General features: G+C 35.4%; 20 protein-coding genes. 17 read left to right on the forward strand and 3 right to left on the reverse strand.

What is annotated here, in order from left to right:
• Window positions 1-3: 3 nt before the first annotated feature.
• The 14 genes from C1638_RS17620 (at window position 4) to C1638_RS17685 (ending at window position 9,034) form a co-directional block, all read left to right on the forward strand.
• The gene (locus C1638_RS17620; protein ID WP_109623156.1) at window positions 4-978 is read left to right on the forward strand and encodes a hypothetical protein; all 975 of its coding nucleotides are present in this window, start codon (window positions 4-6) and stop codon (window positions 976-978) included.
• On the forward strand, window positions 971-1,471 hold the full coding sequence (locus C1638_RS17625) for a hypothetical protein (RefSeq protein ID WP_109623158.1): 501 nt from the start codon (window positions 971-973) through the stop codon (window positions 1,469-1,471). The genes C1638_RS17620 and C1638_RS17625 overlap by 8 nt, the downstream gene beginning before the upstream one ends.
• Window positions 1,468-1,683 (forward strand): hypothetical protein, encoded by a 216-nt coding sequence (locus C1638_RS17630; RefSeq protein WP_109623160.1) that lies wholly within the window; start codon window positions 1,468-1,470, stop codon window positions 1,681-1,683. The genes C1638_RS17625 and C1638_RS17630 overlap by 4 nt, the downstream gene beginning before the upstream one ends.
• Window positions 1,683-2,021 carry a hypothetical protein gene (locus C1638_RS17635; protein WP_109623162.1) on the forward strand — a complete coding sequence of 113 codons (339 nt, stop codon included), beginning with the start codon at window positions 1,683-1,685 and terminating at the stop codon, window positions 2,019-2,021. The genes C1638_RS17630 and C1638_RS17635 overlap by 1 nt, the downstream gene beginning before the upstream one ends.
• Window positions 2,005-2,298: a hypothetical protein gene (locus C1638_RS17640; RefSeq protein WP_109623164.1), complete on the forward strand. Its 294-nt coding sequence runs from the start codon at window positions 2,005-2,007 to the stop codon at window positions 2,296-2,298. The genes C1638_RS17635 and C1638_RS17640 overlap by 17 nt, the downstream gene beginning before the upstream one ends.
• Before the next feature lie 32 nt (window positions 2,299-2,330).
• The gene (locus tag C1638_RS17645) at window positions 2,331-3,182 is read left to right on the forward strand and encodes a nucleotidyltransferase (RefSeq protein WP_165826556.1); all 852 of its coding nucleotides are present in this window, start codon (window positions 2,331-2,333) and stop codon (window positions 3,180-3,182) included.
• Window positions 3,182-3,703 carry a hypothetical protein gene (locus C1638_RS17650; protein ID WP_109623168.1) on the forward strand — a complete coding sequence of 174 codons (522 nt, stop codon included), beginning with the start codon at window positions 3,182-3,184 and terminating at the stop codon, window positions 3,701-3,703. The genes C1638_RS17645 and C1638_RS17650 overlap by 1 nt, the downstream gene beginning before the upstream one ends.
• Entirely contained in the window at window positions 3,693-4,523 is an 831-nt protein-coding gene (locus C1638_RS17655; protein ID WP_109623170.1) for a hypothetical protein, read from the forward strand. Before C1638_RS17650 ends, C1638_RS17655 begins: the two co-directional genes overlap by 11 nt.
• Before the next feature lie 8 nt (window positions 4,524-4,531).
• Window positions 4,532-6,556, forward strand: a complete 2,025-nt coding sequence (locus C1638_RS17660; RefSeq protein ID WP_109623176.1) for a hypothetical protein — start codon at window positions 4,532-4,534, stop codon at window positions 6,554-6,556.
• A gap of 9 nt (window positions 6,557-6,565) precedes the next feature.
• Complete coding sequence (locus tag C1638_RS17665; protein WP_109623178.1) at window positions 6,566-7,060, forward strand: hypothetical protein; 495 nt, start codon at window positions 6,566-6,568, stop codon at window positions 7,058-7,060.
• Window positions 7,057-7,401 carry a hypothetical protein gene (locus C1638_RS17670; protein ID WP_109623180.1) on the forward strand — a complete coding sequence of 115 codons (345 nt, stop codon included), beginning with the start codon at window positions 7,057-7,059 and terminating at the stop codon, window positions 7,399-7,401. Before C1638_RS17665 ends, C1638_RS17670 begins: the two co-directional genes overlap by 4 nt.
• Window positions 7,398-7,997: a coiled-coil domain-containing protein gene (locus tag C1638_RS17675; protein WP_109623182.1), complete on the forward strand. Its 600-nt coding sequence runs from the start codon at window positions 7,398-7,400 to the stop codon at window positions 7,995-7,997. Before C1638_RS17670 ends, C1638_RS17675 begins: the two co-directional genes overlap by 4 nt.
• 7 nt (window positions 7,998-8,004) lie before the next feature.
• A complete protein-coding gene (locus C1638_RS17680; RefSeq protein ID WP_109623184.1) occupies window positions 8,005-8,550 on the forward strand; it encodes a TIGR02594 family protein in 546 nt (181 codons plus the stop codon).
• Between the two features lie 67 nt (window positions 8,551-8,617).
• Window positions 8,618-9,034: a YopX family protein gene (locus tag C1638_RS17685; protein WP_109623186.1), complete on the forward strand. Its 417-nt coding sequence runs from the start codon at window positions 8,618-8,620 to the stop codon at window positions 9,032-9,034.
• Window positions 9,035-9,156: 122 nt separating this feature from the next.
• On the opposite strand, the gene C1638_RS17690 is transcribed toward C1638_RS17685, so the two are convergent.
• Together C1638_RS17690 and C1638_RS17695 are read right to left on the reverse strand one after the other, a co-directional pair.
• Window positions 9,157-10,230: an RluA family pseudouridine synthase gene (locus C1638_RS17690; protein WP_185140443.1), complete on the reverse strand. Its 1,074-nt coding sequence runs from the start codon at window positions 10,228-10,230 to the stop codon at window positions 9,157-9,159.
• A 73-nt stretch (window positions 10,231-10,303) separates the two neighbouring features.
• A complete protein-coding gene (locus C1638_RS17695; RefSeq protein WP_109623188.1) occupies window positions 10,304-11,401 on the reverse strand; it encodes a PASTA domain-containing protein in 1,098 nt (365 codons plus the stop codon).
• Between the two features lie 156 nt (window positions 11,402-11,557).
• On the opposite strand from C1638_RS17695, the gene C1638_RS17700 reads away from it, so the two are divergent.
• From C1638_RS17700 to C1638_RS17710, 3 genes are all read left to right on the forward strand, one after another.
• On the forward strand, window positions 11,558-12,547 hold the full coding sequence (locus tag C1638_RS17700; RefSeq protein WP_109623282.1) for a D-alanine--D-alanine ligase: 990 nt from the start codon (window positions 11,558-11,560) through the stop codon (window positions 12,545-12,547).
• A gap of 98 nt (window positions 12,548-12,645) precedes the next feature.
• The gene (coaD, locus tag C1638_RS17705; RefSeq protein WP_076356137.1) at window positions 12,646-13,110 is read left to right on the forward strand and encodes a pantetheine-phosphate adenylyltransferase; all 465 of its coding nucleotides are present in this window, start codon (window positions 12,646-12,648) and stop codon (window positions 13,108-13,110) included.
• 103 nt (window positions 13,111-13,213) lie between these two features.
• A complete protein-coding gene (locus C1638_RS17710) occupies window positions 13,214-13,846 on the forward strand; it encodes a trimeric intracellular cation channel family protein (RefSeq protein WP_109623190.1) in 633 nt (210 codons plus the stop codon).
• 266 nt (window positions 13,847-14,112) lie between these two features.
• Here the strand turns inward: C1638_RS17710 and C1638_RS17715 are convergent, their stop codons facing one another.
• Window positions 14,113-14,679: a hypothetical protein gene (locus tag C1638_RS17715; RefSeq protein WP_109623192.1), complete on the reverse strand. Its 567-nt coding sequence runs from the start codon at window positions 14,677-14,679 to the stop codon at window positions 14,113-14,115.
• Window positions 14,680-14,732: the final 53 nt, after the last annotated feature.

Consider the following 14,732-nt stretch of genomic DNA (forward strand, 5'->3'; position numbering starts at 1 on the left):
ATTATGTATCAACTTAATTGGGATATCAGCTTTAAAACCAAAACAGGGGTTTGGAACCTTGGAATTTTGGCAGAATGTGAGATTGAAAAATCAACGAAGAATCTTTGTGACTTTGCAACAATTGTTCTTCCGGAAGCTAACTTTAATAAAGTTCTGAATATTCAGGAGTCTATTAAAAGAGCGGATCAGGTTACTATAAAATTAGGTTATGATAACGATCTGCGAAATGAATTTGAGGGCTATGTAAAGGAAATTATCACACAGGACAGTTCCTTGAAGATAAAGTGTGAAGATGGTTTGTTTTTATTTAGAAATGGAGTTCCCAATAAGACATTTAAAAAAACCAATGTAAACACTTTAGCACAGTACTTAATCAATCATATTAATCCGGCTTTTAAATTGGTAAGTGACTATAATATTTCTTATGAAAAATTTACCATATACAAAGCCACGGGCTATGATGTTCTGAAAAAGATCCAGGAGGAAACAGGAGCCGACATTTACTTCAATATGGCAAAAAAAGAACTCCATATTCATCCTGCATTTACGCAAAAAAGTGGTGAAACTTTATATAGTATGCAGCATAATATCGAAAGCAGCTCTTTGGAATTCAAAACTGCTGAAGACCGAAAGGTGGAAGTAACCATCGAAAGTGTTGGAGCAGATGGAAAGACATTAAACTATAGTACAGGAACAACAGGCGGTGAAAAGGTTACTAAAAAGGTAGGTAGAATGAGCAAATCAGCTATCAAAATGATCGCTGATAATGAATATAAAAATAAAATGATGTCAGGGTATGAGGGAAGTTTTGACGCCTGGTTAATACCGTATTGTGAACCAAGTTATAGTATTGGTATCTATGATAAAGATTATCCCTACAAGGATGGTAGATATTATGTTGAAAGTGTAGTTACAAAGTTTTCAGAATCAGGCGGTGTACGAACAGTAACCCCATCACTTTGGTTAGGACATGGATAAATATAAAATGCTCGCTAAAAACATTCAGGATATTGTTTCCGCTGATCCCAATCTCCCAATAGATGGGATTGTTGTGTCTATTGAGGGTGACACCTGTACGGTTCAATTGTCAGATGGTTTTAAGGTGTCGGATGTTAGATTAAAGGCAACTACAGACGGGAACGATCATCTACTTGTCGTACCAAAAATTGGCAGTACAGTACTAATGATAAGTACCGATACGACAATTGATAATTTGACAGTAATAAAGTGCGATCAGGCCGAAAAAATAACTTTCAATGAAAATAGTTTGACTGTTAAAATTGACAGTACCGATGGTAAGGTCCAAATTAAGAATGAAGAAACCAGTTTGTTTGATATCATGCAGGATCTCTCCACCTTATTAAAACAATTGAAAGTATATACGCCATCAGGACCATCGGGGACACCTTTACCAGATTCCATGACGGCAATTAATGAGTTTGAAACGAAGTTTAAAAAGATTTTAAAATGAGTTTAAGTGCATCAAAGGCAGAGGCTAAAGTAAAAGTTAAAAATATCCTTGAAGATATGATGACTAAAGATCAGAATTCTACTGAAGAATTTGCAGATCGCTTGATTGATGTATTGGAAGATTGGCTGAAAGAAGCCACTATAAAATACATTACGGGACTTATGGCAGGGGCAAATCCGGTAACGGGAGAATTTACAGGAAAATTAGAGTAATGAAACAAAAAGATTTTGGTATCCAGTACATCAGCAAGAACAATGGGGTTTTCGCTCTTGATATCAATATCAAGAGGGATTCATCCGGACGTATTACTTCGGGGCTTGTTTTGGGAAATACCCTCCAGCAAAACATGGCTTCAATTCTAATCGCTGAACCTGGTGATTTAAAAAATCAACTTTCGGTTGGTGTTGGGATTAGAAGTGCCTTATTAGATGAGGATCTTTTACAATATCGCCATCTCATTAAGTCTCAATTTGCCAAGGATGGTCTTGTAGTGAAGCATTTGGATTTGTATAACCTTACTAAATTTTCAATTGATGCAGAATACGAATAAAAAACAGCAAGGTCAGAACTTTCTGGACCTTATCATTCAGCAGTCCGGATCATTTGACGAAGTTATTAATGCCGCTGTATTGAATGACATGTCACTTACAGACAATATTGCAATAGGTACTGAGATTAAAAATAAGAACATACAGGATGAAGATAATGTAAACCTGTTTAATCAAAATAATAAGCCAGCCACAGCACTTCGTAATACAGACGAAGACTTATCCTCACAGGATGGCATAGGCTATTGGATTATTGAAGAAACATTTATAGTAAGCTAATGGCACGTAGTATATCAGAGATAAAAAACAGTATGACAGATGCATTTATGTCCTTTCCTGCCATTAGAAATTGGTATGAATTGAACGAAAATGCTTCTTTTGAAGATCAATTTTCAATTGTTTCTTTTGAAAGTATCTTTTTTGATGTCTTAACCTTGATTGTATGGACCTTGGAATCAATTTTTGATGTTCACAAAAAAGAGGTTGGAGATATGATCATTAACCAAAAGGTTCCTAACCTTTATTGGTATAGAAACCTTGCACTGTCATTTCAGTACGGTTTCCCATTTGATCCGGTAAAACGTGACTTTAATAATGGTACGGCAACACCTGATGAGGTTTTAGCCTCAAAGGTGATAAAGTATGCAGCAGTAACAAGAACCAAGGTGGGTAATGATATTTTAATATCCATGAAGATTGCCACAGATCAAAATGGTGAAATTGTTCCGGTTTCGGATAATATAGGTATTGCCTTTACTGGTTTTATTGAACGGGCACAGGCAGCCGGAGACAATATCAAGGTTGTGAATTTTCTTCCGGACATTTTGAAGATCAATTTTAAAATATGTTATGATCCCCTTATAATTCTTGCAGATGGTACCCGAATTACCGACGGAAAATATCCTGTACAGGATGCAATTACAGCATTTTTAAAAAACCTACAATACAATGGTGAACTATCTGTACAACGTCTGGAGGCTTCAATCCTCAATGTTGAGGGCGTTAATGATCTTCAGAACCTACAGGTTCAAAGCAAATGGATTGTTCCGGGTGTCGGGTATGGAGATTTTCAGCCAATTACAATTTCAAAGATCCCGGAGTCTGGTTATTTTAAAATAGATGATTGGACTGGCATTGAATATATAATCTATGAACCCGCGTAATGAAAATTTTTGATTTAAATCTTAAAAAACATGCCTTGCAGCTTATTCCACCCTTTTTAAGGGACGATATTTTTGCAGCATGGACTTTAGCATTTATCGCGCCATTGAGTGATTTGTATCAACTATTTCTACAGAATAGAGATCAGAACATTATAAAATTAAAATTTAACTATCAGACATGCTCTATTGAGTACCGATTGAATGACAAGTTTGATGCTCTATACAGACGAATAAAAATTAAAAAATCAATAATCTATAATGGTTTATACATCTATTCCGATTCGGAGATAGATCCTAATAACCCGGATTATTATAGCGATAATACAGCAAATAAAATGAAATGGATAAATGGTGATGAAAAACCACTTTATCTGTATACAGAAGCTGAACTATACAGTGAATATGATTTCATTGTAGAAATTCCTAATTCAGGAATTAATCAAATCCAGTTGAGAGCTGAAATTGATTTTTACATTCTCCAAAGTAAACAATACCAAATAGTAATAAACAATGAAATATAAATTTGATTTTCTACAGACTGGCGGTGTGCCACTTACCAATGATCTGATGGCTCTTATTGAAGAGGCTTTCGGCATTTTTGAGGTTTTGGGAGATCTTGCAGGAAGCTTGACAATATTATCCGGATGCAATAAAATCGGAAACAATGTTAATCCTGGTATTGTTGCGATAAATGGTAAACTGTATGAATTTTTAGGCGGTCAAGATACAGGCACCGTTTATATTCATGAGCAAGCAATATCAAAAACATTTCAAAATACCGAAACTAAAACCCTTATTTATAAAAAAACGGTTCAATTTGGGAATTCGGCAACCACATATAATTGGGCGGATTTTGTAAAGTTAAAGCCCTTAAAGGAAATTCAGGTACAGGTAGAAAATAGTGCTACCAAACAACAACTTAATGCTGTGCTTGATCGTATAAATTTATTAGAACTCAAAACGGCACCAATAGAAAATGGTGGTATTGCGTGGGTTTGGCGCAAACCATTGGTCGATATTCCTGCCGGATGGAAAGAATGCACAGACTTCAGACATAAAACGATTTATGGCTGGGATCCTAATGAATCCCCATTCAATGTATTAAATAGTAATGTTGGTAGTAAAACAGCCATTATCCAGCAGAAAAATCTTCCCAATATTAATATTGGAACAAACCTATACTACAGTGGTGGGGGGTATGCCGATGATTGGCCGGCCGATAATATTGGTTCCAATGTTACCCCCAACGAAGTGAAAACTAAAGCCCTCGGAGACGGAGAAGCTCTCGATATTTTGAATCCGGGGCGAATCGTATTATTTATTGAACCCAACTTTAACTAAAAACTACCATGTCAAAACCAATAACAATACTTAACGAATGGTTCAGCACCAAGAAAAAACCAACACAAACCCATTTTTGGGAGCTGATCGACTCCTTTTGGCATAAGGACTCTAAAATTAAGCAGGATGCAATTGATGGGTTGTCAAATTCCTTTGATGGAAAGGTCGATAAAAGTGTATACAATCAACATTTAACTGATACTGATGCACACTCTATTTATCTGGCAAAAAAAGATGCAAGCAATCTGGATAGTGAAAATATCCTTGCTTGGAAAGACATACTAGGCGTTGGTGATCTGCCGAGCAATATTGCTACGGTTGATGATCCTGGAAATAATCTCGTTGGAAACGTTTTAAGAAAAGATCAGGTTAAAAACCTATATATGGCGCTCGCTGATTATGTCCTAAACGGGAAAATCAGGGCCGATAAAATTGAAGCTATCGGATTGACTGAACTAATTACGGTTGCAGAAACTTCATTGGCAGCCTTTATGGCCAATTCTGCTAACTATGTTTATCAAAAAAATGATATGATAGCGATTCCTGACGGATCAGGAAATTATTCATTATACATTTATAATGGTGGTACCAAGACTTCTGCGAGTAGTTATATTGCTACCGGACTTACCAGCATTACTATTGCAATGGTTCAGGGTTTACAGACTGCATTGGATAGTAAAATGAATAAGCCTGCAATTAATGGCAATTTTTTCATCAACCAAGCCGGAACCGTCACAACTTTTAAAAGCATTGCTCCTGCGGCTAATTATTTGCTATGCTGGAATAGTACGGACTTTATTGAGTCAGGCATTTACAACAATTCCGGTAAGTATGGTATTGGTACAACGTCTCCAAGCGAAATGATTCATTTGAACAATGGAAGAATCCGTACCAAGGCTGTTGTTTTTGATGATAATTCAGAAATACTTCCGAATCAAACCACCATGTGGAACCGGAGGCTTCATTTTACTGACTTAACTGGTACTAGAAGAATGGTTATGTTTCGTGATTATGATGATCAGTTGGCATTAATACAATCTTTTACGCCGTCCCAAAAAGACAGTTTAGGATCTGCTTGGAATGGACAGTACTCTAATGGATCAGCGAATGTTTATTCAATAACTCCTACTGTTATTAAAAATGATCACGTAGTTCGTTATTTGGTTTTACAGGGCTTGAACCTAAATGTAAATCCTACATCTACCTCCGTTAAGTTTATTCCTGTTGGAAATCCCATTGGCACAGGTGAAGTTGATTGTTTAGGTTTTCAACCATCAGCGGACGGCAAATCTATGATTGTTTCTGTTTATGGAGATACTTTAATTGCCAATACACAATACAATGTAGTAATTCGTACTATATCGCCTATTACGCAGACTCATAGAACTACATCTAGTATCAATGTTGTGACCAATATTGAGAGTATAGATATTAGTGCTATTAATTGGTCAAAAGTTGCATTTACTTCAGGGCAAGAAAACACCATTTTCACCACCAATGGAGGGATATTCTCATATAGTTCTAATACGGCAAATAAGGCATATGCTTATGAACCGAATCAATTCGTAGGTGCGATGAAAAGTGATGTTCTTTTTCCGGCAAATACCAATTTTTACTTGGAATATAACTTATCAAATTCATATGCAGGTTCTAATGCATTGCATGATACAGTTGATTTCTATGGATATTTAGGATTAATCATATCAACTCTTCCGTTGGTACTTTCTGATAATTCTTTCATACGGATTGTAAATTCTAATATAAAAAGTGGAGGGTATTTTTCTACGATTATGTGGAATAACATCGTAACAAACGGGACTAAGATTGAACCAGGCGGAACCAATGTGATGAGTGCTAATATTGTATTAATGAGACAAGGGAATGTATATACACAGTTTTTGACTGTGGGATCAACAACACTTATTCAAACAATAACATCCAATACAGATGCAGTTTGTCTCTCTTTGGCAATAACCAATGGATCAACCCAAAAGAGCCTAAGCGGGTCCATCGTTCAAGCATTTAAATTTTAATAAAACATAATGAAAACACAACTCATATTAACACCTGAAGTACAGGCAATAGTAGACGCGATTAAAAACACTGGTAAATCGTGGTATGAAACCATGTTACCGGATCACCCTCTATTTCCACAGTTTTCCAGAAAATTAGTAGTTACCGGATTTAATACACCCGATATGGAGGGAGACGAAGACCGTATCTACGTGAATGTTCGCCAATATTTGATATTAAAGTCAGATAATAAAATCTATAAACGTATCCAAATGCCTGACTGGATGATCCATGAGGGAAATTTAGAGGAAATCCTTGGAAAAAATGGTTTTTTAAAGGGTACTCTCAGAATTATGGATGATGAGGGAAATTTAATTGAGGAAAAGGAACAGGTCATCAAATTACCATCCGTACAATACATACGCTTCCTTATCAATACAAAATCGGTTCATTTGGCAGACGTTATAGCGAGGTTTATTCCTCTTTATTTACAACTTTATAAATCCCAAATTGATAGCATATGATACTATTTTTAATTGCATATATCTTGTTACTGCCATTAACAGTAATTAATTTTTTTGTAGTTCTATTTACATCAAAAGATCATGCAAAAGGCTATTTCAGAACAACTGCTTTAAACATTGATAAGTTTGGAAATAGGGAGTTCCGAAAACTGTGGAATCTTACTTTAATAATTCATACAGGCTATCAATTTGGAAATCCCGAAGAAACTATTTCTTCAGCTTTGGGGAAAAATGAACGGGATGGAACTTTATCAGGTGTAGGAAAAGGCCTTGCTTGGATCTTAAACACAATCGATAAGGATCATTGCTCTAAATCAATTAATAACTTTTTAACAACATGAAAAAATTACTATTACTCTTTGTATTACTCATTTTAGTTGGTGGTTGTGGAGTTACAAAACATAAGCAAAAGGGAAAAACTCAAACGGAGCTAGAAGAGGGTTTAAAAACTATTGAAAAAACTGATGTAAAGGAAAATATAACTTCACAAAAAAGGGTTTCCGATTCTATAAACTCAATTTCAAACTATGCTGTAGATCGAAGTAAAGCTGCAACTCTCCAAAATTTCAGTCTTAAAAATAATGGACGATGTACAGATCCCGGAACAATCCGATATCTAAACTTCACTGATGCTTTAGGAAACAAAACCTCAATTCCGGTAAATGATAATACGGATTTGAATTTCAATAGTGAAACTGAATTTAAAAAGGAGATTGAAACCCTCAAAATAGAAATTACCAATTTAAAAAAGGAGAATGAAACCCTGAAAAAAGAAAACAAGACTCTAACGGCCAAGGAAGTTGATAAAAAATCAAAAATTAATACCAAAACGAGTAATACTAAGACTGAGACGGAAAAACGTTCTTTTTGGGCCTTTATTCTAGTCGGTGTTCTTTCAATTGTTGTCTGGGAGATTATAAGAAGAAAATTTAAATAAAAATTCTATGAAAATTTCAAATGATTATGCATGGCTAGGTACAGTACCTGATGCACCCTTAATGATAAAAGAAGCTGTCCGTGTCGGAAAGCTTAACACAAATGAAATACCAGGACCAAAATCCAATCCTGAAATTTTGAAGTTGGCAGAAACAGCAGGAGTACGAAGCATCTATAAAAACGATGATGTTGCATGGTGTGCAGTAGCGCAATCAGCAATTTGTATTACTGCTCATAAAGAACTTCCATTCACAGGATATGACAGGCTTAGAGCTTCCAGTTTTTTAAAATTTGGAATTCCTGTAAATGAACCTGTTTTAGGTGATGTTTTAGTATTTACAAGAACAGGAGGCGGACACGTTGGAATGTATGTAGGTGAAGATAAAGACTATTATCATGTTGTAGGTGGAAATCAATCCAACCAGTACAACGTCACACGTATAGCAAAAAACCGTTTATCTGGTGCGAGAAGACCAAAGTATAATGTAATGCCAAAATCGGCTAAAAAATACTTTCTATCACCTACGGGTAAAGTAAGTTTAAATGAAGCTTAAAACTGAATTAAATTAAAATTAAAAAAGTCTTTCTGTTTGGAGAGGCTTTTTATGCTTATTTTTGTATATGCAACATAGAGAAATAGAATTTAAAGCAATAAACGCTAATTATTATAATTTACAGACAGGAGGCATAATTGAGTGGAGTTATGGTTATTATGCTTTCATGAGAATGCCTGGAACAATTGACAACGGATTAAAAGGAAATCACCGTATTTTTTCAGTTGATGAAGAGGGGTTTCCTATTCGTTCATCAATAGTAATTCCAGAAACTATTTGTCAATTTACTGGTTTAAAAGATAAAAACAAGGTGAAAATTTTTGAATCAGATATTATTTCAGATGGAATAGAAAATTATGAAGTTAAATATATTTGGAGTTCATTTAAAATCCTGAAAGGTCGATATTATGTTGATTTCGTGGAAGATCTTAAAAACATGCAAGTAATTGGTAATTGGTTTGAAACACCTGAATTATTAAAATAAAACATTCATTAAGCGTGTTTTTTTTCTTTACATTTAGTTCTGCGATTATTTACGATTAGTTTTGCCGATTATACAAATCTTGATTTCAATTCAACAAATATAAAAAAAATCTCAATATATTTTTAGTTTTCTAAATAATTTCTCCATTTTTTTACGGCATCCGTCATATCTTTGGGCATTGGGCTTTCAAAATATAATTCCTTTTTTGTTGTTGGGTGTATAAATCCTAGGGTATGTGCGTGCAAAGCATGTCTTGGTAAAATTTCAAAAACATTTTTAATAAACTGTTTATATTTTGGAATGTTCACTCCTCTTAGCGGAGTATGCCCCTCATATCTTTCGTCATTAAACAATGTATGCCCAATATGCTTGAAATGCGCCCTGATCTGATGGGTTCTTCCTGTTTCCAGCTTACACTCTACCCATGTCATATACTTGAACCTTTCTAGCACCTTGTAGTGGGTAACAGCATGCTTCCCTTGGCTTCCGTCTTCATAAACAGACATCTGCATCCTATTTTTGGGATGTCTTCCCACGTGACCTCTTATGGTACCCTCTTCATCATTAAGATTCCCCCATACAAAAGCCCAATAGAGCCTTTTCGTAGTTCTGTTGAAAAACTGCTTTGCTAGGAAACTTAAAGCATATTCATTTTTGGCGATTACCAGAAGTCCGGAAGTATCCTTATCAATCCTATGAACAAGTCCTACCCTGTCTAGATCAGATTTTGCACCATTCTTTTCAAAATGATAGGCCAGGGCATTTACCAATGTTCCATCCCAGTTTCCGTGTCCGGGATGCACCACCATTCCTGGTTCCTTATCTACTACTACCAAATCATCGTCTTCGTAAACAATATTAACAGGAATATCCTGTGGAATAATAACATTTTCCCGAGGCGGATGAGTAAGTAATACCGAGATTTGATCCCCGGGTTTCACACGGTAATTCTGTTTTACTGCAGTTCCGTTGACTATAACGTTCCCAGCCCTACAGGTCTGTGAAATTTTATTCCTTGAAGAATTCTGTCTGTATATTAAAAGGAACTTATCAATTCTTAATGGGTCCTGTTTTGGATCAACAGTAATATTAAGATGTTCATATAATCCTTTATTTTCCTCGTCTATATCGATATTCTCAATACTGTTGGAATCCAGCAATTCTTCATCTAAAAAATCTTCGTTATCTTCTGACATTGTTTTTATTTTTTTACACAAAAGGCCTCAACATTTTGCAGTTGAAGCCTGAATTTTTTATATTAATCTGAAATTATTCTACGACTACTTTTTTAGCTTTTGGCTTTTGTGCAGGTTGTTGACCTGTAGTTGTAGAAGCAGCAGGTTTAGCTGTACTTCCTGTAGACGAGGTATTTGTGGAAGCTTTTGGCTTCTCAGTTCCCGAACCTGTAGCAGGTTTTGGAGTGGTCGTCTGAGGTTTAGGAGTCTCTGTTTTTGGCACCTCTGGCTTAGGAGTTTCTCTTCTTGGTGCCGGAGTAGGTATCACCGGAGCTTCATAGCTTGGCTCATTATGAACTTCTTCATATCGTACAGGAGGTAAAGATGTATCTACTTTCATACGATAAATAGAGTTCAGCTGTTCTATCTTAGCTCTTAATTCTGCCGGAGTTTTCTTACTTGCCCAAAGGTCAATCTGCATTCCCTGATCACGAACATCTCCTGAACTAGGATCTTGATAATAAATGATATCAGATTCATCTTTACCACCATCTTCATGTTCTACCAATCCAACTTCAAACATACTCTTCGTAATGACTGCTCTAGCTTCTTTTACAGAAAGCCCTACAACATTAGGAATTGAAATGTTTCTCATTGGCCCAGAACCTACAACTACATCAATAACGGAGAATCTAGGTAAACGAGCTCCAGGATTTACAGCATTTCCTTTATATAAGATTCTTAAAAGAGCATCTTTCTGAATACTAGGCTCATAAATGGTATCTCCAATTTTAAGACCCACCTGATCCAATCTCTGGAATGCCAGTCCTGAATACTTGTTAATTACATCCGGAACAGCAATTTGCGCCCATGTTCTAGGGTTCACCTTAAGACGCACCGTTCTTCCATCCTTTACACGGGAACCCGGTGCAGGATAAATCTGAAGAACCTGAAATGGTCTGTATTTCGGATCATAATTCGCACTATCTACTTCATACTCCAACCCTGTATCGTCTAATATTTTAACAGCATCATGTATAGATTTGTTAACAACATTAGGGACAGGTATTTCCTGACCGTGATTAGTATGGTACTCCAACCAGCGAAACGTAAGCCATATAAGCCCAACGAAAATACCGATGGCTACTACTAAATTCAGTAAAACTTTCCAATTGAAAAGTGATTTAAGCATACTTAAAAATACTTTAATTACAACGGCAAATATAGCTAATAATTTTAGAATGTGCTTTTTATTTAACACAATTCATTTTTGATCTTAAAATTTGCGGATTTCCCATATTGCATTACATAAAATGTTTAAATTTGCCTTAATTGATACTATATGGTTATGAACAAAAAAAGTGTTGCCGTAGTAATGGGAGGTTATTCTGATGAATATGTTGTATCCTTAAAAAGCGGACAGTTAATCTATGATTCTTTAGACAGAAATCTGTACGACGTATATAAAGTAGTAGTCCTTAAAGACGAATGGTATTTTTTAGGTGAGAATGACAAAAAACATCCGATCAATAAAGGAAATTTTTCTGTCGATTTAGATAATGGTGAAACATTAAAATTCGATGTTTGCTTTAATATCATCCATGGTACACCTGGCGAAAATGGTATCCTACAGGCTTACTGGGATGCAATAGGCCAAAAATATACAGGTTGCGATTTTTACCAAAGCGCCCTTACTTTCAATAAAAAAGATACCCTTGCTGTATTATCAAAATACGGAATTCCTTCTGCAAAAAGTATTTATTTAAGAAAAGGAGAAGATATCAATATTGATAAGATTGTAGAAGAATTAAAACTTCCTTTATTTGTAAAACCGAATCAGTCAGGATCTTCATTGGGAATTTCCAAGGTTAAGGAAAAATCTGAACTTATTGCTGCTACAGAAGTAGCTTTTAAGGAAGATAATGAAATCCTTATCGAGAGTTTTCTAGATGGTATGGAGGTTTCCGTAGGTGTTATCGACTTCAAAGGTGAAACTATTGTCTTAGGAATTACTGAAATTGTTCCAACCAATGAATTTTTCGATTATGAAGCAAAATACGAAGGAGCTTCTGAAGAAATTACCCCTGCAAGAATTGATGATGAGACCACTAAAAGGGTTGAAGAAATTGCTAAAAGAGCCTACAACTCTCTTGGAATGAGTGGTTTCTCACGAAGTGAATATATCTTAATGGATGGTATTCCCTACATGCTTGAAATGAATACCAACCCGGGATTCTCTCCTGCTAGTATTCTTCCCCAGCAAGCGAAACATTATGGAATCTCCATCATGGATCTTTGCGGAAATGAAGTTGAAAAAGCCTTAAATAAAAGAAAATAGATAATAGACGTTAAAAATTAGGGACTAGATATTAGAAACTGAATAAAGTCATAATTCATAGTCTAAAATTTATAACTCAAAATTATAACTCGTACCACATGAAAATTGCTGTTTTCCCAGGGTCATTTGACCCCATTACTTTAGGACACTACGATATTATAGAAAGAGCAGCCCCGCTTTTTGATAAATTAATTATTGCCATTGGGCAGAATTCCCAGAAGAAATACATGTTTCCTCTTGAAAAAAGAATGGAATTTATCCAAAACTCCGTGGCAGAATTTCCCAATGTAGAAGTAGACTCATTTGAGGGTCTTACTGTGGACTATTGCTTCGAAAAGAATGCTCAATACATTATCAGAGGGCTAAGAAACCCGGCCGATTTTGAATTTGAAAAAGCCATTGCCCATACCAACAGAACCCTTGCTCACAAGAAACTGGAAACAGTATTCTTATTAACGTCATCCGGAAAATCCTTTATCAGCAGTAGCATCGTAAGGGAAATCATTACCCATGGCGGAGAATACGAACTCATGGTTCCAGACTCGGTGAGAGTAGAAAAATAAGCAAAATAATAATTGATAAGCGATAAATGATAATTGATAAAATGGCCAAGAATTTGCTTAAGCAAAAAATTATTCCTCAATTATCATTTATCATTTATAATATATGCACGAACAGTTCAATTTTGCCATAGAAGTCCTTGGAACCATTGCGTTTTCCATGTCAGGAAGCTTTGCAGCTATGCAGAAGCGCCTTGATCCGTTTGGCGTACTTATTATTGCCTTTGTAACTTCTGTGGGAGGAGGAACTGTGAGGGATCTTCTTCTTGATATCCCTGTATTCTGGATGCATGATCTTTTGATGTGTGCCCTGATTCTGGTTACCAGTATCTTTTCAATGGTATTCAAATCTCTTGAAAAGAATTTTAAAGTAACTTTATTTATTTTCGACAGCTTCGGATTGGGCCTCTTTACCATTATTGGTGTGCAAAAAGGATTGAATGCCGGTATCCATCCTTTAATATGTATTGGACTGGGAACTATTACCGGATGTTTTGGAGGGATTATTCGGGATATATTGCTTAACAGAATTCCATTGATTTTTAGAAAGGAAATTTATGCCACTGCATGTATTGTGGGAGGGGCTGCCTTTTTATTAATGACAAAGTATACTCCATTATCATACACTTTTATACAGATTTTTACGATCTTACTGATTGTTGCTATCAGAACATTCGCTGTGAAATACCACTGGCAGATGCCTAAATTTTATGGCTATGATCAGAACTCAGAAATGTAACATCTCTTTCATTATTTTATCACTTTCCTTATTCTCATGTAAACACGAGAGTAAATTTGATTTGAATCTGTATCCGTTACTTATAAAAATAAAATTTACACAAATGGGCTTAGAGACCGTTTTGAAAAAATAGATAGTCTAATGGTTTTTAGAGAGAATCTTTATCCAAAAGACACTTTTTTTTAAGACTTCACACCTCCGTCACTCCCAATAAAAAAAGAAAGCCCTGAATAATTCAGGGCTTTTATATTGATATCGGATATTTCTTAGAATCTTCCTCTTTGTCTCATGTTAGGATTGTGTATATGCTTCTGCATTGTTGGCATTTTCAGCTGATCTTTCATCATTTTGATTTGGTCCGTCATCATTCCTGCACTATCTAATCTTTTTGCTTCTTCCAATAGTTTCTGCCCTTCCTGTCTTCTTCCTTTAGAAATAGCTGCTGCTGCAAGATTTAAAGTAGCCATAGCCCTGTCATGCTTCATATTCAAGCCATATTCCAAAGCTTTTTTCATTAATGGTTCTACCTTTGTTGGGTGATCCTGAGCTTGTGTTAATCCTAATAAATAATGGAAATATCCATATTGAGATTGATGAAGCTGAGCTTTATAATTAGTGATTTTTGTTAACCATTCTGCAGCTTTTTCCATATTCTGCTTTCTCAATTGCCAGAAAGCCAAAAGGATATACTCATTTTTAAAGAAAAGTAAAATTGGAAATGCAGCCAAAAGGAAAATAACAATTCCCCAACCAAGATTTCTTGTGAAAATCATCATATAAAGTCCTAAAAGGATAAGAAGTGCTGCTACTGCAATTTTTATGTATTTATTCATTATTAAATTTTAGAAGTGCAAAGATAAAAAAATTAGAGGTTAGAAGCTAGAAG

It is taken from the genome of Chryseobacterium oncorhynchi, from assembly GCF_002899895.1.
GTDB classification, from domain to species: domain Bacteria; phylum Bacteroidota; class Bacteroidia; order Flavobacteriales; family Weeksellaceae; genus Chryseobacterium; species Chryseobacterium oncorhynchi.